General features: G+C 67.9%; 14 protein-coding genes. 5 read left to right on the plus strand and 9 right to left on the minus strand.

The window, feature by feature from the left end:
* Window positions 1–375: 375 nt before the first annotated feature.
* Both STROP_RS08195 and STROP_RS08200 read left to right on the plus strand, forming a co-directional pair.
* Window positions 376–1626, plus strand: a complete 1251-nt coding sequence (locus tag STROP_RS08195; RefSeq protein ID WP_026275071.1) for an MFS transporter — start codon at window positions 376–378, stop codon at window positions 1624–1626.
* Between the two features lie 177 nt (window positions 1627–1803).
* Entirely contained in the window at window positions 1804–3231 is a 1428-nt protein-coding gene (locus STROP_RS08200; protein ID WP_020678944.1) for a hypothetical protein, read from the plus strand.
* On the opposite strand, the gene STROP_RS08205 is transcribed toward STROP_RS08200, so the two are convergent.
* The 5 genes from STROP_RS08205 to fepB all read right to left on the minus strand — a co-directional run bounded on the left by STROP_RS08205 (window position 3206) and on the right by fepB (window position 8390).
* Complete coding sequence (locus STROP_RS08205) at window positions 3206–4432, minus strand: enterochelin esterase domain-containing protein (RefSeq protein ID WP_043535272.1); 1227 nt, start codon at window positions 4430–4432, stop codon at window positions 3206–3208. The two genes, STROP_RS08200 and STROP_RS08205, sit on opposite strands and share 26 nt — an antisense overlap.
* Window positions 4433–4467: 35 nt before the next feature.
* Window positions 4468–5274, minus strand: coding sequence for an ABC transporter ATP-binding protein (locus tag STROP_RS08210; protein ID WP_011905525.1), 807 nt, complete (start codon window positions 5272–5274; stop codon window positions 4468–4470).
* A gap of 14 nt (window positions 5275–5288) precedes the next feature.
* Window positions 5289–6341 carry a FecCD family ABC transporter permease gene (locus tag STROP_RS08215; RefSeq protein ID WP_011905526.1) on the minus strand — a complete coding sequence of 351 codons (1053 nt, stop codon included), beginning with the start codon at window positions 6339–6341 and terminating at the stop codon, window positions 5289–5291.
* Window positions 6338–7288 carry a FecCD family ABC transporter permease gene (locus STROP_RS08220; protein WP_028565735.1) on the minus strand — a complete coding sequence of 317 codons (951 nt, stop codon included), beginning with the start codon at window positions 7286–7288 and terminating at the stop codon, window positions 6338–6340. The genes STROP_RS08215 and STROP_RS08220 overlap by 4 nt, the downstream gene beginning before the upstream one ends.
* Before the next feature lie 109 nt (window positions 7289–7397).
* Complete coding sequence (fepB, locus tag STROP_RS08225; protein ID WP_011905528.1) at window positions 7398–8390, minus strand: Fe2+-enterobactin ABC transporter substrate-binding protein; 993 nt, start codon at window positions 8388–8390, stop codon at window positions 7398–7400.
* 433 nt (window positions 8391–8823) lie between these two features.
* Between fepB and asnB the strand changes: the two genes are divergently transcribed.
* Complete coding sequence (gene asnB, locus STROP_RS08230; protein WP_011905529.1) at window positions 8824–11604, plus strand: asparagine synthase (glutamine-hydrolyzing); 2781 nt, start codon at window positions 8824–8826, stop codon at window positions 11602–11604.
* A 75-nt stretch (window positions 11605–11679) separates the two neighbouring features.
* Here asnB and STROP_RS08235 read toward each other — a convergent pair whose 3' ends face one another.
* The 4 genes from STROP_RS08235 to STROP_RS08250 are packed head-to-tail and all read right to left on the minus strand — an operon-like array spanning window position 11680 to window position 15423.
* Complete coding sequence (locus STROP_RS08235; protein WP_011905530.1) at window positions 11680–12663, minus strand: glycine betaine ABC transporter substrate-binding protein; 984 nt, start codon at window positions 12661–12663, stop codon at window positions 11680–11682.
* 59 nt (window positions 12664–12722) lie between these two features.
* Complete coding sequence (locus tag STROP_RS08240) at window positions 12723–13508, minus strand: ABC transporter permease (protein ID WP_011905531.1); 786 nt, start codon at window positions 13506–13508, stop codon at window positions 12723–12725.
* Window positions 13505–14698, minus strand: coding sequence for an ABC transporter ATP-binding protein (locus tag STROP_RS08245; protein ID WP_011905532.1), 1194 nt, complete (start codon window positions 14696–14698; stop codon window positions 13505–13507). The genes STROP_RS08240 and STROP_RS08245 overlap by 4 nt, the downstream gene beginning before the upstream one ends.
* The gene (locus tag STROP_RS08250) at window positions 14695–15423 is read right to left on the minus strand and encodes an ABC transporter permease (RefSeq protein WP_011905533.1); all 729 of its coding nucleotides are present in this window, start codon (window positions 15421–15423) and stop codon (window positions 14695–14697) included. Before STROP_RS08250 ends, STROP_RS08245 begins: the two co-directional genes overlap by 4 nt.
* A gap of 508 nt (window positions 15424–15931) precedes the next feature.
* Here STROP_RS08250 and glf point away from each other — a divergent pair.
* Window positions 15932–17083 carry a UDP-galactopyranose mutase gene (gene glf / locus STROP_RS08255; RefSeq protein ID WP_011905534.1) on the plus strand — a complete coding sequence of 384 codons (1152 nt, stop codon included), beginning with the start codon at window positions 15932–15934 and terminating at the stop codon, window positions 17081–17083.
* Between the two features lie 3 nt (window positions 17084–17086).
* Complete coding sequence (locus STROP_RS08260; RefSeq protein ID WP_011905535.1) at window positions 17087–18055, plus strand: glycosyltransferase family 2 protein; 969 nt, start codon at window positions 17087–17089, stop codon at window positions 18053–18055.
* The last annotated feature ends 196 nt before the right edge of the window (window positions 18056–18251 follow it).

Genomic DNA, 18251 nt, shown 5'->3' on the forward strand with positions numbered 1-18251 from the left:
GGTAGCGATCATGGTCTGCCGCAGTCTTGGCGTCTGTTCCCCTATCGATGTTCATCGGCCTTCAGCGCGGTTGTCCTGCGGGCTGGCGGCCCGCTGGCGGCCGATGGTCGGGGCGGACCACCCGTGCCGCTCCTGGGTGGCCGCTCCTCGTCTGTGCTGGGGAAGGCGGCCGATGCGGCGATGAACCCCGGCACCCACTCGTGGTCCCGCCGTTGGGTGGAAGTCGGCGGAGGCGGAGTTGGTGTCTTCCTCCGTCAGGTCCTGATTCTGCCGAGCGCATATTTTCTTGCATATTTTTTGGGGGCGGATGATGCTTCCGGGATGGTTGGCCGGAAGAAAGTGCCGGTGTTTGTTCGGTCGTCGCCATACTGGCCGGTGGTGCGGCACCGCATTCTGCGGCGACTGTTCCCGGGGTTTGTGTTGTCATACCTGGGCGACGGTATGAGTCTGGTCGCGGTCAGTTGGCTTGCGATTCAGTTGGCCCCGCAGGAAAACAAGGCCACCTGGGCCGCGGCGGCGATCGCCGCGTACACCCTGCCCGGTGCGCTCGGATCGGTGCTGTTCGGTCGGTGGCTCAGTGGCCGCGGTGGTGCCCAGCTGGCCGCGTGGGATGCGGTTCTGCGGACCGTGATGCTGGCGCTGATTCCGGTTGCGCACCTTGCCGGAGTGCTGGACATCTGGCTGTACACGGTGTTGCTCGGGCTCTCTGCGCTGCTGCGGTCATGGGGGTCGGCCGGCCGCTTTACCCTCGTCGCCGAACTGCTACCGCCGGAACACCGCTTGGCGGGTAACGCGCTCATCGGTCTCCTGGCCGAGGCGGCAATCCTGATCGGCCCTGCCCTGGCGGCGGTGATCATCGGTCTCGGTGGCCCGGTCGTCGTCATCGCCATTGACGCCGCTACGTTCGCTGTCCTGGCGATCACCTATCTGCTCGGTGTGCCGAAGGCGGCGCGTGCTCCGTTCGGAGCGCGGAGGTCATCAGGTCTTGCCGGTTTCGCCGCGATCGCACGTGACCGCGGCATGCTGGGTCTCTCCATCCTGACCTTCGGCTTCTTCTTCCTGTACGGGCCGATACTGGTGGCGCTGCCGGTCCACGTTGAGGAGACGCTCGGCGACTCGGCTGGAACACTCGCCGCGTTCTGGGTGGTCTTCGGCATCGGCGCGATCGTCGGCGGTGTCGTCGCTGGCTACCTACGGCGCTGGCGGCTGTGGCCGGTCACCATCACCATCGTGCTGGCCTGGGGCGTCGCCCTGCTGCCGCTGGGTGCGGGGGCGCCGACGGGGGTGGCGCTCGTCATGTTCGCGGTCGGTGGCCTGGTCTGGGCCCCTTTCCCCGCCACCACGATGGCCCTGTTGCAGGCCCAGACCGAGGGTGGTACGAGAGCCCAGGTGATCGCCGCGTACAGCGGGATCGCGACTCTCTCCGTGCCGCTCGGCACCCTTGCCGGCGGGCCGATGATCACCAGCTTCGGTGCCCAGCCCACCATTCTCGGCTGCGCCGGACTGACGCTGGCTCTCGGCTCGGTGGCGGCTGTTGTCGCGATCGGCCGGGCTGGCCGCCAGTCGGGCAGCCGGGTGGCGGCTGAGTTCCGGCCCAGCATGGAGTCCGCAGACAGCGGGACATAGGGCTGTTCATTTTGATCTGGTTTGGTGGATTTAGCCGTATTTAGGGTTTCGCGGCGCTTCCCATTGTTTAGCGTGCGGTGGCTGGTACCACCCTGCGGGTAGCTGGGGAGTGACCTCGACTGGCGCCCAGGCCGAGTGGTTCCTTGCCGTGCACGGGGGAAGGACATCGAGATCGCGATGAACCATCAACGCCACACCCAGGTAGACAAGCCCGATCGTCCGGGCGAGAGGCCGGTGAGGCCATGGTGGCGGTGGTGGGCTGTGGGGTTGTCCACGGTGACGGGTCTGGCCCTTACCGCCGTCGGTGTTGCTGCGACCCCGGTCGGTGACACGATCGGACGCGCCCTGCCGGCCGTCGATGCGCCCGAAGCCCCTACTGGCGAGCTTCCCGCCAACAGCCGTCGGGACGAAAGCGGAGCCGAGGAGGGCAAGGACGACGGGGTCAGGGGCGAGACGGGCAAGGGCGACGCGGACCATGGGGAGCGGCGGGAAGGTAGGCCGGTCCCGTGCGACCCGGATCGACTGATCGCCGAGATCGTCCGGGCCAACGCCGGCGGTGGCGCCGTGCTCGACCTCGCCGAGGGCTGCACCTATCTGCTCACCGCCGACCTCGGTGGTGCCGGTCTGCCCGCTGTCACCGCCCCGATCACCCTTACCGGCGGTAGGAACACCGCCATCGAGCGGGCCGCCGCCGTTGACCAGTTCCGGATCCTTGCCGTGAACGCCGGTGGCGATCTCACCCTGAACCAGTTGACGATCACCGGCGGCCACGCCGCCGATGGTGGCGGGGGGATCCTCGTCAACACCGGTGGAGCGTTGACCCTCAACCACAGCACCATCAATCGCAACATCGCCGATGTCCTGGGCGGCGGTATCGCCAACAACGGCACCACCCGGGTCAGACACTCCAGCGTCGAACGGAACATTGGGAACCAGCGCGGCGGTGGGATCTTCAGTGCCGGCCCGCTGGAGATCGTGCAGTCTCACATCGACAGAAACACCGCCGACCTCGGCGGCGGCATCTTCGAATCCGACAGCAGCGTGACCGTCAAGGGGGGCAGCATCGCCGACAACCGGGCGCAAGCTGTCGGCGGGCTGTTCGTCTCCGGTGGCATCGGCACGGTTACCGGCACTCGAATCACCGGGAACTCGGCCCACTCAGACGGCGGTGGTGTCCGGGTTGGTCTCGGCGGGCAGCTGGCGTTGCGGTGGGTGCGCCTGACTGACAACACCGCCCTGTCGGGGCTGGCCGGTGGCCTCTTCATCGAGGGGGACATCGGAGGAGGGAGCTACGTCGTCGTCGAGGACAGTGTCATCAGGAACAACACCGCGATGGCTGCCGTCGGTGGTGGAATCCTCAACGCGGGGCAGGCGGTGTTGCGACGTACCCGGATCCTCGGTAACCGGGCCGCGCAGGGCGGCGGCATCTACAACTCCGGTACGGTCAGCCTCGCCGCAACGAAGGTGGTCGACAATGTCGCGGTCACCGATGGTGGAGGAGTCGTCAACGACGGCGGCACGGTGGACCTGAACATCGCCACCGGCACCGTCGTGATCAAGAATCGGCCGAACAACTGCCTCAACGTTGCGGGCTGCGTTGGATAGCAGCCGAGGGCCGGCCTCCACCGAGCAGGTCCGTGATTCCGTCCTCCCACAGCCCGCGCCACCAGGCCATGTCGTGCCCACCCTGGAACTCTCGGTAGGCCATTGTGGGCGGGCGCTCCGCAAGCGCCTCCCGCAGCCGTCGGTGCGGCTCCAGCAGTGTCGGTTCGAACACACCCACGGTGAGGAAGAGGCGCACCGGCCCGGCCGTCGCGGCGCGGTCAAGCAGGTCGGCCTGCCACAGTGACGCCGACTGGCTGAGCGCCGCACCCACCGACTCCGGGTGGTCGAAGGCGGTCTTCAGTGCGGTCAGCCCGCCCAGGCTCTCTCCGGTCAGCACGACATCCCGGGGGTCGGCGCTTACCGGCACCCGATCGCGTAGCCACGGCAGCAGGGTCGTGACCACCTCCTCGCTCATCGCGCCGTCAATGCTCAGGTCGGCCATTCGCCGCGGCGAGGTGCCCCCGGTCTCGACCAGTGCCAGATAGGGCGCACGGATCGTTCCCGACTCTGCGAGCCGGTCCGCGCTGGCGGCGGCGTAGCCGGAGGCGTGCCACACCTCCCCGTCCAACACCACGACCAGCGGCCGGGGCGTGCCGTCAGCATCGGGCGGCGGGGACAGCCACACCGGGCGCCCGGTGGGTGTGACCAGACGCTGAGCGCGGGGAGACGGTCCGTGCGCCGGCGCTGCCCGCGGCGACGCGGTGTCCAGTTCCGCCACCGAGGCGAGTCGGCCACTGTGGGTACGGATGCGCCTCGGGTTGCGGGGGTCGGTGCTGCCCTCCTCGCGGATCGTGCGCATCGCCCACCGCGACTCGGTGCCGGACAGCGGGCTGCTTCCCGCCGCGTCGGTTTCGAGCACCGTGTACGACCCACGCCAGTCGGCGGGTAGGCGGAACGCGGCGTACCACACGTCGGTACCGGGCACCCGTTCCATCCGGCTGTCGTCGAGGTCATAGGTCACCCGGTTGACGGTCACGTGGACCGCGGTGGCAGCGATGGAGCGCCACAGGAACGTCACCCGGCGCTCGCCGTCGCCGGCCTCCTCGACCAGGGGCGTACGGCGGGCAACCGTCTCCCAGAACTCCGTCGCCGAGCAGTCGGCTGCGAGCCGGGCGATGCGCGGGCTCGGGGTGCGGCGCGACGGCGGTTTCGGCGGTGCGGGCGGCAGCGTGATCCGGCTGGGGCCACTAGTGAGGTTCACGTCTGCTCCTTCTGTTCTGCGTCCCAGCGATGACGTCACGCGGCGGCGGTGTTCCGAGCGGCGATCGGGATGACCAGCGGTGTGCCGAACACCGGGTCGGTGACGACGCGGGCCTTCAGCCGGAAGACGTCGTGCAGCAACTGCTCGGTGAGCACCGTGTGCGGGGCGCCGGTGGCCGCCACCGCGCCGTCGTGCAGCACCACGAGATGGTCGGCGTAGCGTGCTGCCTGATTGAGGTCGTGCAGCACCAGGACCACGGTGCGCCCCTGGTCGCGGTTGAGCCGTCGGCACAGTTCGAGCACCTCGAGCTGGTGTGAGATATCGAGGTAGGTGGTGGGTTCGTCCAGGAGTAGCACCGGCGTCTCCTGGGCGAGGATCAGTGCGATCCACACCCGCTGTCGTTGGCCGCCGGACAACTCCTCGACGGTCCGGTCCGCCAGCTCCGCCACCCCGGTCGCCGCGAGCGCCCGGGCCACCGCCGCTTCGTCCTCGTGGCTCCACTGCTGCAACATTCGTTGGTGCGGGAAGCGGCCACGGCCGACGAGGTCGGCGACGGTGATGCCGGCCGGCGCCACGGAGGACTGCGGTAGCAGCCCGAGTCGGCGGGCCAGTTCCTTCGGGGCCAGCCGCTGTACGTCCTGGCCGTGGAGCAGTACCTGGCCGGTCCTGGGGCGGAGCAGTCGCGCGAGCGCCCGTAGCAGCGTCGACTTGCCGCACGCGTTCGGGCCGAGGATCACGGTTACCGCGCCGTCCGGGATGGAGACGTCAAGATCGTGAGCGACCTGACGTGACTCGTACGCGAGCGTCAGGCGGGCTGCCTCGAGAGCGGGTGGGGAGGTCATGGGGTCCTTCCGGCTCAGACCTGCTTGGTGCGGGTCAGCATCCAGATGAGGTACAGGCCACCGACGATGCCGGTGGTCCGGCCGATCGGGACGGCGGCGGTGATCGGCAGCAGCCGGGTGACCGTGTCGGCGAGTATCAGCAGGCACCCGCCCATCGCAGCGGCGCTGATCACCGGCATGCGACGCCAGCCGGTGAGTCGGACCACGAGTTGCGGTGCGGCCAGGGCGATGAACGCGATTGGTCCGGCGGCTCCGGTGGCCAGCCCGGCGAGGGCTACCGCGGCGAGCATGAGCAACACCCGGGTGCGTTCCACCCGGACCCCGAGCTGCTGGGCGATGTCGTCGCCCATCTCGATGAGCGACGCCCGGCGGGCGAGGGGGAGAACGAGCGGTACGAGAACGAGCACACCGACCGTGACCGGCAGGGCGTGCGTCCAGGTACGGGCGTCGAGTGACCCCGACAGCCACAGGCTGGCGGTGAAGACCTGGTTCAGATCTCCGGTCACGAGCAGCAGGCCGTTCACCGCGCCGAGCACGGCGCTCACCCCGATCCCGATCAGGATCAGCCGGTAGCCGCCGGTCACGCCGCCCCGGCGGGAGAGTACATAGACGGCTACCGCGGTGAGGAGCCCTCCGGCCACCGCACCCAGTGACACCTGTAGGGCTTCGGCCTGGAAGACGATGATCTGCACGATCGCCCCGGTCGCCGCTCCGGTGGTGAAGCCGATCACGTCGGGTGAGCCGAGCGCGTTGCGGGACACCGACTGGAAGATGGCTCCGGAGATACCCAGCGCGGCCCCGGCGAAGATCGCGGTGATCACGCGGGGTAGCCGCAGACCCCGTACGACGCGGTCGTGCTGGATGTTTCCGGAGGTGTCCAGGACCGCCGCGACCACCTCGGCGAACGAGAGTCGCAGCGTGCCGATCGTCATCGCCGCGACGCCCAGGGCCACGCCGACGACCAACAGGACGCCCGTGATCGTCACCAGCCGCGGCGAGATCACCAGGGAGGTTCCGCCCACCCGCCACACCCGTCGCCCCTCGGGGAGCAGCCGGGCCGGGGTCACAGCCGCACCATCCGGCGACGTCGCACCAGCAGGACGAAGAACGGCCCGCCCAGAATCGAGACCATGATGCCGACGCTCACCTCACCGCTGGCCGGGAGGGCCCGGCCGAGCGTGTCGGCGACGACGATGAGTGCAGCGGCCAGCGCGCCCGAGTACGGCAGAACCCAGCGGTGGTCCACACCGGCCAGGAGTCGGGCGAGGTGCGGCGCGGCCAGCCCGAGAAAGGCGATCGGCCCGGCCGCGGCCGTGGCGGCGCCGGCGAGCACGATAACGGCGAGGCCCGCGGTCGCCCAGACCTGGGTGGGGCGGCCCCCCAGTGACCGGCTGAGCTCTTCGCCGAGCATCGCCGCGTCGAGCGGACGCGCGAGGGCGTGGGCGAGCAGGAGCCCGGCGGTGGTGAGGAGGCCGGCGGCGATCAGTACGTCGGTGCCGCGGCCGGCGAGCGAGCCGACCATCCAGTGCCAGTAGCGGTCGTAGATCTGCTCGGTGCTGTTGACGAGAATGAGGTGGGTCAGGGCCATGAGGACGACGGTGAGGGCGGCGCCGGCAAGCACGAGCCGTACCGGGTTGGTGCCGGTGCGCAGGCCGCCGAGCAGGTAGACGATGGCTCCGGCGATTCCCGCGCCGAGGACGCCGAGCCACATGTAGGCGGACGGCTCGGTCACGCCGAAGAACGTGATGCCGGCGGCGATGGCGGTCGCCGCCCCGGCGTTGACGCCGAGCAGTCCCGGGTCGGCCAGCGGGTTGCGGGTGAGCGCCTGCATGACCGCGCCGGCGACGCCCAGGCTGACGCCGACCACGACGCCGAGTAGCGCACGGGGAATGCGTTGATGGACGACGAGCAGGTGTGCCGAGTTGGTCGGATCGAACGCGGTCACCGCGTCCCAGGTGGTGGCGAGGGGGATGGCCCGGGTACCGACGGTGGCGCTGGCGAAGGTGCCGATCACCAGTACGGCCGAGAGCAGGAGCAGCCCGGTGCCGCGGTGCCGCGGGCGTGGGCTGGTGGTTGTGGTCCGGACCGGGTGGGGGCGAGGCCGCCTCCACCCGGTCGTCGGGTTACTTGGCAAAGCGCGCGACGACGCTGTCAACGATCTCGGTGGCGCTGTACTGGTCCACCCGGAACGAGTTCAGCCCGAGCCCGTACACCTGGCCCTGCTTGACCGAGGGCACGTTCGCGAGCACCGGATCATCGGCGAAGGCCTGCGCGCCCACGTCGTCCTTGCTGAGGATGAAGGTGGTCTCCGCCGTCAGGGTGGTCAGGTTCTCGTACGCGGTCCAGATGAAGTCCTCACGAAGTTGGCTTCGGGTGTTCCACTCTGGGTTCGGGTCCTCGATGGTGAAGCCGAGGTCACTGAGGAGACGTGCCTGGGCGGAATCCTGGCGCGCGATCGGGTTGCTCTCCCCGGCGCCGTTGAACGAGATGACGTTCGCGCCGCCGTCGGGCACCTGGATCTTCGACGCCGCCTCCTGGACATAGTCGTCGAACGCGGTGACGGTCTGCTCGGCCTCGGCCTCCAAACCGGTTGCCTGCCCGAGCGTTGCGGCGAGCTCCTGCCAGGTCTGCCCGCCGTAGTCGACGACGATCGTCGGGGCGATCGCGCGCAGTTCGCCGATCTGTTCCACCAACGAGTCGGCGCCGGTGGCGGAGACGACGACGAGGTCGGGCGTGTGGGCGTACACCGCCTCCAGGTCGACCTTCCCGGCGGGCCAGAGGTTGGCGACGTCGCGTTCGTCGGCCACATCGGCCCACTGGGCGAAGAACTCACCGGAACTTCCGGCGCCCGAAGCGACCACCGGGGCGTCGAAGGCGAGCAGGGTGCCGGTCACCGAGACGGAGGTGGAGACGATCGCTTCGGGCTTCTTCGTGATCTTGGTGGTGGTGCCGTCGGCGTTGGTGAAGGTGCGGGGCCACCCCTCGGTCTGGGAGGTGGCCGATTCGGAGGTGTCGGTGTCGGAGGTGCTGGAGCAGCCGACCGTGGCCAGGGCGGCGATGGCGACGACGGTGACGCCCGCGAGAGCCCGGGCGGGTGAGGGGAAGTTGTGCACCATAACGATCCTTGTTCGGGGCTGGAGCGCGACACGCTCCTGCAAAGTTAGCTTAGGCTAACCTATCGAGATCGATCGTGGCTGGGTGGTAGGTGGACCCACTCGAGGACTAATTTTCGGGTTCATGTTCGTATGGGGTTATTGTCGGTTTAGCGTTTGGGCGGCGGCTACCGCCGGTTCGGTAGCCGAGGGGACACCACGCCGGGCTGGTCCCGGTTTGGCGGCGTTCCTCGCCGTTCAGGGGAAGGCACCGACACCGCGATGAGGCATCACGACCACAAAGGTGAACCGGAGTGTCCTGGTCGGGACCGCACCCGCGCCCGGAGCCGGCGGTGGTGCGCGACCCGGATATCCGGGGCGACCGGCCTCGCTCTCGTCCCGGTGGTGATTTCCCACCACACAATGCGCGAATCGTCAACCCAGAGGTGATCTTCCAATGTGCGGGATAGCGGGGTACGTCGGCATCAGCGCATTCTGGGGTGAGCCGGTGCTTCACCGGATGGCCGACGCCCAGGTCCACCGTGGCCCCGACGGGGAGGGCTACCTGGCCGAAGGGCTGATCGGGTTGGCGCACCGGCGCCTGGCGGTCATCGATCGGGACGGTGGGAAGCAACCGTTGCACTCGGCAGACGGCCGGTACGTGCTGGTGTACAACGGCGAGGTCTACAACTACCGTCAGCTGCGCGCGGAGTTGAGCGATCTCGGCCATCGATTCACCACGGAGAGTGATACCGAGGTGGTGCTGACCGCGTGGATCCAATGGGGTCGGGCCGCCTTCGACCGCTTCAACGGAATGTTCGCCCTGGCAATCGCCGATCTGGAGCGTGGCGAGGTGGTGCTGGCCCGGGACCAGTTCGGCATCAAACCGCTCTACCTCGCCGACGACGGAGACGGACGGGTCTTCTTCGCCAGTGAACTCCGTCCCCTGTTCGTCACCGGTGCGATCGCGCCCAAGCCCGACGACCGGACCGTCTACCGATACCTTCGGTTCCGGATCCACGACGACACCGCACGGACGTTCTTTCACGGGGTGACCCGGTTGATGCCGGGAGAGACCGCCGTGCTCACCTCCGACGGTGGCATCCAACGCTCGACCTACACCAGCCTCTACGCGGACATGGACGCACTGGCGGCAGTGCCAGCACCCTACGACCGGGCAGCTCAGGGGCGGTTTCGGGCGGCGCTTGACCGAGCGATCCAGGCGCGGCTGGTCAGCGACGTTCCGGTCGGTACGGCCCTCTCCGGTGGCTTGGACTCCTCGGCCGTGGTGGCCAGCATCCATCGGATGATGGCCACCACGGCCGCCGCCGACGACACCCGGTCGGTCGGTACGACCCAACAAAGCTTCTCCGCGGTCTTCCCCGGGGAACGAAACGACGAGGAGCGCTACGTCGACACGGTCGCGGCCACCTGCGCCGAGGCGCTACAGGTGCACAAGGTGCGCCCGACGCCCGACCGGTTCCTGGTTGATCTGCGGGACTTCATCCGGACCCAGGAAGAACCGGTCATCTCCACCGCGCCATATGCGCAGTACTGCGTGATGCGTGAGGCGAGCCAACATGTGACGGTGATGCTCGACGGCCAGGGCGCCGACGAGTTGCTCGCCGGCTACCTGCCCTACTACCTGGTGCATCTGCGCGGCCTACGTGGTGGCCGGGTGGCCGGCGAAGCCTTCCGCTCCATCGATGTGCTCTGGCGGCTCGGCCGAACCCGGCTGACCGACACCCTTGGCCGTCGACGGCGGGTACCCACCGTCAACCTGCTGGGCCGGGACTTCGCCGAGACCTATCGGAATGAGCGCTTCCCGATGGTGCGCAATGACATCAAGGCCCGGCTGGCGACCGACCTCTTCCGGCACAGCCTCCCCGCGCTACTCCGCTACGAGGATCGGAACAGCATGCGATTCTCGGTCGAGGGTCGGCTGCCATTTCTCGACACCGCTCTGGTGCGTACCGTGTGGTCGCTTGACTCGTCCGCGATTATTCACCACGGATGGAACAAGCGGGCACTGCGGGACGCAACTGTCGACCTGTTGCCCCGGCTGGTGCATCAGCGCCGCAACAAGATTGGCTTTACGACGCCCGAGGACAGCTGGTTCCAGCGCATCAAGAACGATGTGTATCTGATCTTCGCCTCCAGGTCGTTCGGTGCGCGACCCTACTTCGATCAGCGAGCCGTGCTCCAGGCCTTCGAGGATCACGTCGCCGGTCGGGGCGGCGTGGAAACCATGACGTTCTGGCGGATGCTCAATGTTGAACTGTGGCTGCGCGAGTTCATCGATACGCCGCCGGCCAGCGAGGCGGGCGGATGGGGACCGGTGGAGCCGGCCCGGGTCGCCATCCAGCGCGTTGCCGGCTCGGACACCGACCAGAGTGCAGACCCGCAGGTGCTTCCGAAGCCGGACTTCGTACCCAACCCGGAGAAGGAGTTGCTGACACCCGGTGGTGCCTGGGCCCGGTTCCCGCTGCATACCGACCTCATCGCGACCGGTGACGATGTCTCCGCGCTCGCCGTCAACCGGGTCGGTGAGTTCTACAAACAGGGGGCCGAGATGCCACTCTCCGTCCAGCAACTGGCGACAGCCGGACCCTGGTACCTGTTTGTCAGCGAGAAGGTGGTCGCGGTCGCGCAGGGACGAATCTTCAACGTGACAGACATCAGGAGCGGGGCCTGGGCGCGGCTGCTGTCGCGATATGTCCTGCGTACGCCGTACGGCGTGGGGCTGGGGCATCCGGCCACGATGCAGCTGGCCGTCCAGGAGGTGGGTCTGCCCCGCGTCCTGGCCGCCGCAGCAGCCGGGGCGGTTGGTAAGGCGGTCGGGCGACGGGGACTGTTCTACCGGGTCGCGGGTTCGGCGGTACGCGCCATAGACGGACCCACCGAGTACTCGGCCTACCCGGCGAACGTGTCGGCGAAGCTGGCGCCGCGCGATCCGGATCGGGTTGCCCAGGAGATCTCGTCGGCGATCCGGGCGGCCCTGCCCGCCGAGTTCGCGGAGCGGTTCGCTGGCACGGTGATTATCGATGCCAATGACTTTGGCCAGGACATTCTGGGTCAGGACGCCGACCTACCCGACGCGGTGTTGGTGGAGGCGTTCGCCGACAACCCACTCGGCCAGGCCCGGGAGCAGACGCCGTTCGCGGTAGTGGTTGCCCAGGCCCAGACCGGGGTTGCGGTTCAGAGTGGCGGCCAGCGGGTGGGCCATACCGGTGGCTGAGCCCGGTCGGCACCGCCGATGCCGCCCCGACAGTAGGGGCGGCATCGGCAACGACGGTGCGACGGTCGAGGTGCCTCAGCCGATGAAGCCCTCGGCCTTCATCCACTCGGAGACGACCTGCGCCACCGGCTCGCCCTGGACATCCACCTTCTCGTTGAGCCCGCGGAGGGTCTCGTCGTCGAGTTTGGCCACCACCGGCTCGAGGATGGTCAGGATACTGCTGTAGGACTCGGCGGTCTCACCGTTGAGCGTGGGGGCCGGGTTGTAGATCGGGAAGAAGCTCTGGTCATCCTCCAGTACCCGCAGGTCCAGGTGGCTGATCCGGCCGTCGGTGGTGAAGACCTCTCCGAAGTTGCAGGCCTCGCCCTTCTTCGTCTCGGTGTAGACGACGCCGGTGTCGACGACCTTGACGTTTTCCGCCGGGATGTCCATCCCGTACGCCGCGGTCATTCCGGGCCAGCCGTCGTTGCGTCCGACGAACTCGGTCTCCAGGCAGAAGGTCGCCTCCTGCGGGTTGTTCTTGGCGAACTCGGCCAGATCAGAGACGTTCGTGAGGTTCCACTCCGCGGCCTTCTCCTCGCGCAGCGCGATGGCGTAGGTGTTGTTCGCGGGAGCGTACGCCCCCCAGACGACGTTGTTCTTCTCCTTGTCCTCCTCGACCACGGCCGCGTACTGCTCGGCGGAGTCCTGGATCGGGTCGGTGTGGTCGAGGTAGGTGATCCACGCCGTGCCGGTGTAGTCCCAGTAGACGTCGACGTCTCCGCTGAGCAGCGCCTTGCGGACGTTGACGGAGCCCTTGATGTTGGTCTTGTCCTCGACCTCCGCGCCAGCGGCGGTCAGCGCCTGCATCGTGATGTGGCCGAAGACGATGTTCTCGGTGAAGTCCTTGGAACCGACCACGATGGTCTGTCCCTTGAGGGTGGCGTCCTCCTTGATCGACCCTTCGCCGACCGCGACATCGGCGTTGGAGTCCTCCGTGGTCACCGAGCAGCCGGTGAGCGCGAGGGCGACCACTGCGGAGCCGGTCACCAGGCGGGTGAGTGCAGTTCGATTTCGCATCGTTACCTTCCTTGGGTAGCGCGAGTGTCGAGTAGTGCGTCGGTGCGGGATGAGGCCGTTCAGTCAAGCCCGCGGGGCCGTAGCAGGTCGGAGAGGACTCCGCCCAGCCAGTCCAGGGTCAACGCGAGGGTCGCGGTCAGGACGGCGCCGGTGACGAGGATCGTTTCGCGTTGAAGCTTGATCCCGGTCACGATCAGCGAGCCCAGTCCGCCGGCGTTGATGAACGTGGCGAGGGTGGCCACGCCGACGGCGAGGACGATTGCGGTCCGCACGCCGGCGAGGATCACGGGAACAGCCAACGGCAGTTCGATTCGGAGCAGGACGGTCAGGGGTGACATACCGATACCCCGTCCTGCCTCGATCAGGTGGCGGTCCACCTGGTTGATCCCGACGATGGTGTTCTGGAGTACGGGAAGGACGGAGTAGGCGACCAGGCAGATCAACGCGGTCGAGAAGCCGATGCCGAGAAAGATGCTCAACAGGACGAGCAGCCCGATCGCGGGAGTCGCCTGCCCGATGTTGGCCAGGCCGGTGGCGAACGGAGTCAGCCACCGCATGGAGGGACGGGTGAGCAGGATGCCGCCACCGCCGGCGATCGCCACGACGAGCAGGGTGGTCAGCGCGGTGAGCGTCACATGCTCTCCGGCCGCCCGCAGCAGGTTGTCCACGTCCAGGGCGCGCCGTTCGATGTCGTCCAGATCCGTGGCGCTGACCCAGAGGTAGGTGCCGAGCAGCACCACCGCGAGGATCATCGGCATCGTGCGGTGTCGCCGTAGTAGCCCGCGCCAGCGTGACGGCGGAGCTAGTACGGTCTCTTCGGCCTGGATCTTTGTGGCGCCGCTCATCGCTGCTCAGGGGTTAGCTCGGCGGCGGTTGCCACGCCCGAACGCTGGTCGGGAACCCCGGAACCCGGCTCGTCCTCTGGCGTGTGGTGGATCACCTGCATCAAGCCGTCCAGCGTTACCGTGCCGGCGTAGCGACCCTGCTCGTCGACCACGACCGCTGCGCCGTCGCGGGAGGCGAGCATCGCGTCCAGGGCGTCGCGAAGCGTCGCCTCCGGCTCGACTGTCGTCACCGCCTGGCCGGCGTCGTCAAGGACGCCCGGGCGAGAGGTCAGATCGTGGGAACTGACCCAGTGCAGCGGCCGATTGTCGGCGTCGACGGTCAGTGCCGCGGAGCCTTCGGCCTGGTCAAGCTGGCGCTTTGCGCCGTTGGACTTGTCCAGCCGGATCAGCGGGACGTCCTCCCAACGGATTGCGTCGACCCGGCGCAGGTCGAGCTGCTTGAGCCGGGCACCGCGGCCGATGAACTGGGCCACGGTGCTGTCGGCGGGACTCGCCAGCAGGTTTTCCGGGGTGTCGAACTGCCGAATCTTGGACCTCTCCCCGAGGACGGCGATTCGGGTCCCCATCTTGATCGCCTCGTCGAAGTCGTGCGTGACGAAGACGATGGTCTTGCGCAACTGTTCCTGCAGGCGGAGGAACTCGTTCTGCAACCGGTCCCGGGTCATCGGGTCGGTGGCACCGAAGGGCTCGTCCATCAGCATCACCGGCGGATCCGCGGCGAGCGCCCGGGCCACCCCGACGCGCTGCTGCTGCCCGCCGGAGAGTTGGCGGGGCAGCCGGTTGCGGTAGATGGCCGGATCGAGGCCGACGAGGTGGAGGAGTTCGTCGGCCCGTGCCTCGATCCGCTTGCGGTCCCAGCCGAGCATCTTCGGCACCAGCCCGACATTGGTGGCGACGCTCATGTGGGGGAAGAGCCCGACCTGCTGAATGACGTAGCCGATCTGCCGGCGCAGGTCGTTGCCGTCCAGCGCGGTTACGTCGGTGCCGTCGATGAGGATCCGCCCGCTGCTGGGCTCGATCAACCGGTTGATCATTTTCATGGTCGTGGTCTTGCCGCAGCCGGAGGGGCCGACCAAGACGATGATCTCGCCCTGCTGGATCGTCATCGACATGTTCTCGACGACCGGGGCTTTCTGTCCCCGGTAGAACTTGCTGACCTGCTGCAGATCGATCATTACGTCGCGGTTCATTCTCGGCCTCCGAGGGAGGGGGAAGGGACTGCCGTGCTGGGCGTGAGCGCTGGGCGGCGAGCCAGGCGGGGGCGGAACAGCTTCGGTCGTTGCCCGGCCTGGGTCAGCTTGCCCAGGAGGGCGAGGGCCAGGTCGACGGTGAGGGCCAGAACGATGACGCCGACCGTGCCGACCAGAGCCTGGTTCAGGGAGTTCACGCCGCCGAGGTTGGACAGGCCGGAGAAGATCTGGTTGCCCAGTCCCGGGCCGCCGACGTAGGCCCCGATCGCGGCGATCCCCATCGTCATCTGGGTGGACACTCGAATCCCGGTCAGGATTACCGGCCAGGAGAGTGGGATCTCCACAGTGGCCAGAGACCGGAGTCGGCTCATGCCGATTCCTCGCGCGGCCTCGGTCAGGGCCGGGTCGATCTCGGTCAGGCCCACGATGGTGTTCCGAAGGATCGGTAGCAGGGCGTACATGGTGAGGGCCACCAGTGTGGGCGCGTAGCCCAGCCCAAGCGGTGCGATCAGTAGGCCGAGCAGTGCGAATGACGGGATGGTGAGCATGGCCGCGGCCGTACCCGTCGCGATGGCCCGGGCGCGTGGGTTGCGGTAGGTCCAGAGGGCGATCAAGACGCCGATGACCGTCGCCAGGGCAACGGACATCAGCACAATGGTCGCGTGTTCGAGGGTCTGCGCGACTAGCAGCTCACGCCGGCTCTGTAGATATTCCAGGAACGTCATGTGTCACCTGTCACCTCCTGCTGTGGCAATCGTGGCCCGTGGATCGAGGAGCGGCTGGGTGGGCCATAGCGAAAGCGGGTCAGCCATCAGCGAGTGGTGATCGGCCGATGGTGGCAAAGGGGGTCCGACCAGGGGCTGAACCGTTGCTCAGTGCGTACGGGCCCACGTCGGTTCGAAGCCGCCGTCCTCCCTTGCCTCGTCATATTCGGATCACAATCTTAACTCAACGTCACGTCATCGGCGGATTGCCGGTGTGGATCAGGCGTTCCGTGGCTGTTCGTTCTACCTCAGACCGCCGGTCGGCAACCGGGCGGCCTCCTCTGAATCAGGTTTACCTTCGGTGACATTGTCGTACGCTGCGTGATGGTTTCGCGGTGGGCCACAGGTGGGTACTGCCGTGTCCCAGCCTGATCCCCGAGCGCTTCGTCGGGCACCGAAGCGACCTGTTGGCCCACGAGTGGGACAGCGGCCTGCGGCCCGGCGGACGGATTTGGAAGGAGTGGCCGCGATGAATGTGGACCTGGTGGTCGTCGGTGCCGGGTTGTGTGGCCTGACCGTGGCCGAACGGTGCGCCAACCGCCTGGGGATGCGGGTGCTGGTGGTCGAGGCGCGGCGTCACATCGGGGGCAACGCCTACAGCGAACTGGAACCCGAGACCGGAATCGAGGTGCACCGCTACGGCGCTCACCTGTTCCATACATCGAACGAATCCGTGTGGGCCTACGCCAACCGGTTCACCCGCTTCACTGACTATGTCCACCGTGTCTACATCCGGCGTGGCGACGAGATCTTTCCGCTGCCCATCAACCTGGCCACGATCAACCAGTTCACCCGCTCGGCCATGTCCCCGAGCGAGGCGGCGGCCTGGGTGCGAGACCGCGCTGCGCAGTATCGCGACGGTGACGTCGGCAACCTGGAGCGGAAGGCGATCTCGTTGATCGGGCGGGACCTCTACGAGGCGTTTGTCCGTGGATACACGGCCAAACAGTGGGAAGCGGACCCGATGGACCTTCCTGCGGCGGTCATCACCCGACTTCCCGTGCGATACACCTATGACAACCGGTACTTCAGCGACACCCACGAGGGACTGCCCGTCGACGGGTACACCCGCTGGTTCGAGCGGATGATCGACAGCGACCGGGTCGAGATCCTGCTGGGCAACGACTTCCTTGACCGCCAATCAGCGGTCAACAAGCACAACACTGTCGGCCGCGTCGAGGTGGTTTACACCGGTCCGCTCGACCGCTACTTCGACCGCGCGGTGGGCGGGCTGACCTGGCGGACCCTGGACTTCGCGTGGGAAATCGTTCCCACCGGCGACTACCAGGGCACAGCCGTGATCAACTACGCCGACCGTAGCGTCCCCTTTCTGCGGACCATCGAATTCCGGCACTTCCATCCGGAGCGCGACTACCCCCGCGACCGCAGTGTCATCGCCCGGGAGTACTCCCGTCTCGCCCGCCCCGAGGACGAGCCGTACTATCCGGTCAACTCCACGATGGACCGGCGCATCCTGCGTAGGTACCGGGACCTGGCGCGACAGGAGACTGGAGTGCACTTCGGCGGCCGGCTCGGGACGTATCGGTATCTCGACATGCACATGGCGATCGCCTCAGCGCTTAGAGTGGTCGACCGGTTGGCCGCCCGACGGACGGTGTGAACGGTGCGCAATGACGCCGTCGACTCGACCCGTCGGTCGCTGCCGGATGAGGTCTCCGTCGCTGCCCTCGTCGTCACCCACAACAGACGCCACCAGCTCAGGGCCTGCCTGTCGGCGCTGGGAGCGCAGACGCGCCCGATCGATGAGATCCTGGTGTACGACAACTCCTCGACCGATGGCAGCGTCAGGATGGTGCGCCGGGACTTCCCCGCCGTCACCGTGGAGAGCAGCCCGCGCAACTCCGGCGGTGCCGGAGGATTCTCCCGCGGGCTCGACATCCTGATCCGCCGTGGGCACACGTTCGTCTGGCTGTTGGACGATGACGCCCTGCCGTGCTCCGACGCCCTGGCGCCGCTGCTGCACGCGATGACGTCCACCGGTGGGACCGCGCCCGGGTTCGTCGCCTCGACGGTCCTGTCGCACGCAGGCGACCCCATCGACAGTCACGTCCCCGCGCGCATCACGGCCGAGGCGAACCAGGGGCTGCCCACGCCGCCGAACACGTACCCCGCGGCCTACGCCACCTTCGTGGGGGTGTTGGTCAACCTCGCCGTGGCCCGGCGTACGTACCTGCCGATCGCGGACTTCTTCATCTGGTGGGATGACTACGAGTACACCGCCCGGCTGCAGTCGATCGCCGGCGGTCTCGGCTGCACCGCCAGCGTGGTGCTGCACCCGGACAAGCCGGAGTGGCTGTCAGACCTTGGCCCGCGGCTGCGCTACGCGGTTCGAAACCGATTGTGGATCATCCATGGCCGCCGGCGTGGGCTGGCCTCACCACATGCCCGACAGCGGGCGGCCAGCGGTCTGTGGACCGATGTACGGTCGTATGCGCGGTGTGCCCGCCGTAAGGACCAATTCGTGTGGTGGCTCGGTCGTGCCTTGGCCGAGGGCCTGCTGACCCGTCCCCGGTTGGTCCGACCCGGCGCGAGTCGGACCGACACCCCGACGGCAGGCGGGGGTTCTGGGTGAATCGGGCCGTGCCGTCCGGATTCGGTCCGCATGGGTGCAAGAACGTTATCTTGTGATCATCATCCTGTGATCTACCCCGTATGCGCAGGTCACGAGGACGTGGGTTGGCGGGGCGCCGGATAACGCGAGGTAAGGTTGCATCCCTGCACGCATCCGGTTCGACCCCCGAACCGGTCGGGAGCGCGCGGCCGGTCGG

Origin of the sequence: Salinispora tropica CNB-440, assembly GCF_000016425.1 — a bacterium.
GTDB lineage: Bacteria > Actinomycetota > Actinomycetes > Mycobacteriales > Micromonosporaceae > Micromonospora > Micromonospora tropica.

Bases quoted from the DNA above. Each gene is read 5' to 3' on its own strand.
- STROP_RS08210 (WP_011905525.1), bottom strand. From the start codon at position 5,274: ATGACCTCCCCACCCGCTCTCGAGGCAGCCCGCCTGACGCTCGCGTAC.
- STROP_RS08235 (WP_011905530.1), bottom strand. From the start codon at position 12,663: ATGCGAAATCGAACTGCACTCACCCGCCTGGTGACCGGCTCCGCAGTG.
- fepB (WP_011905528.1), bottom strand. From the start codon at position 8,390: ATGGTGCACAACTTCCCCTCACCCGCCCGGGCTCTCGCGGGCGTCACC.
- STROP_RS08245 (WP_011905532.1), bottom strand. From the start codon at position 14,698: ATGAACCGCGACGTAATGATCGATCTGCAGCAGGTCAGCAAGTTCTAC.
- asnB (WP_011905529.1), top strand. From the start codon at position 8,824: ATGTGCGGGATAGCGGGGTACGTCGGCATCAGCGCATTCTGGGGTGAG.
- glf (WP_011905534.1), top strand. From the start codon at position 15,932: ATGAATGTGGACCTGGTGGTCGTCGGTGCCGGGTTGTGTGGCCTGACC.
- STROP_RS08200 (WP_020678944.1), top strand. From the start codon at position 1,804: ATGAACCATCAACGCCACACCCAGGTAGACAAGCCCGATCGTCCGGGC.
- STROP_RS08240 (WP_011905531.1), bottom strand. From the start codon at position 13,508: ATGAGCGGCGCCACAAAGATCCAGGCCGAAGAGACCGTACTAGCTCCG.
- STROP_RS08250 (WP_011905533.1), bottom strand. From the start codon at position 15,423: ATGACGTTCCTGGAATATCTACAGAGCCGGCGTGAGCTGCTAGTCGCG.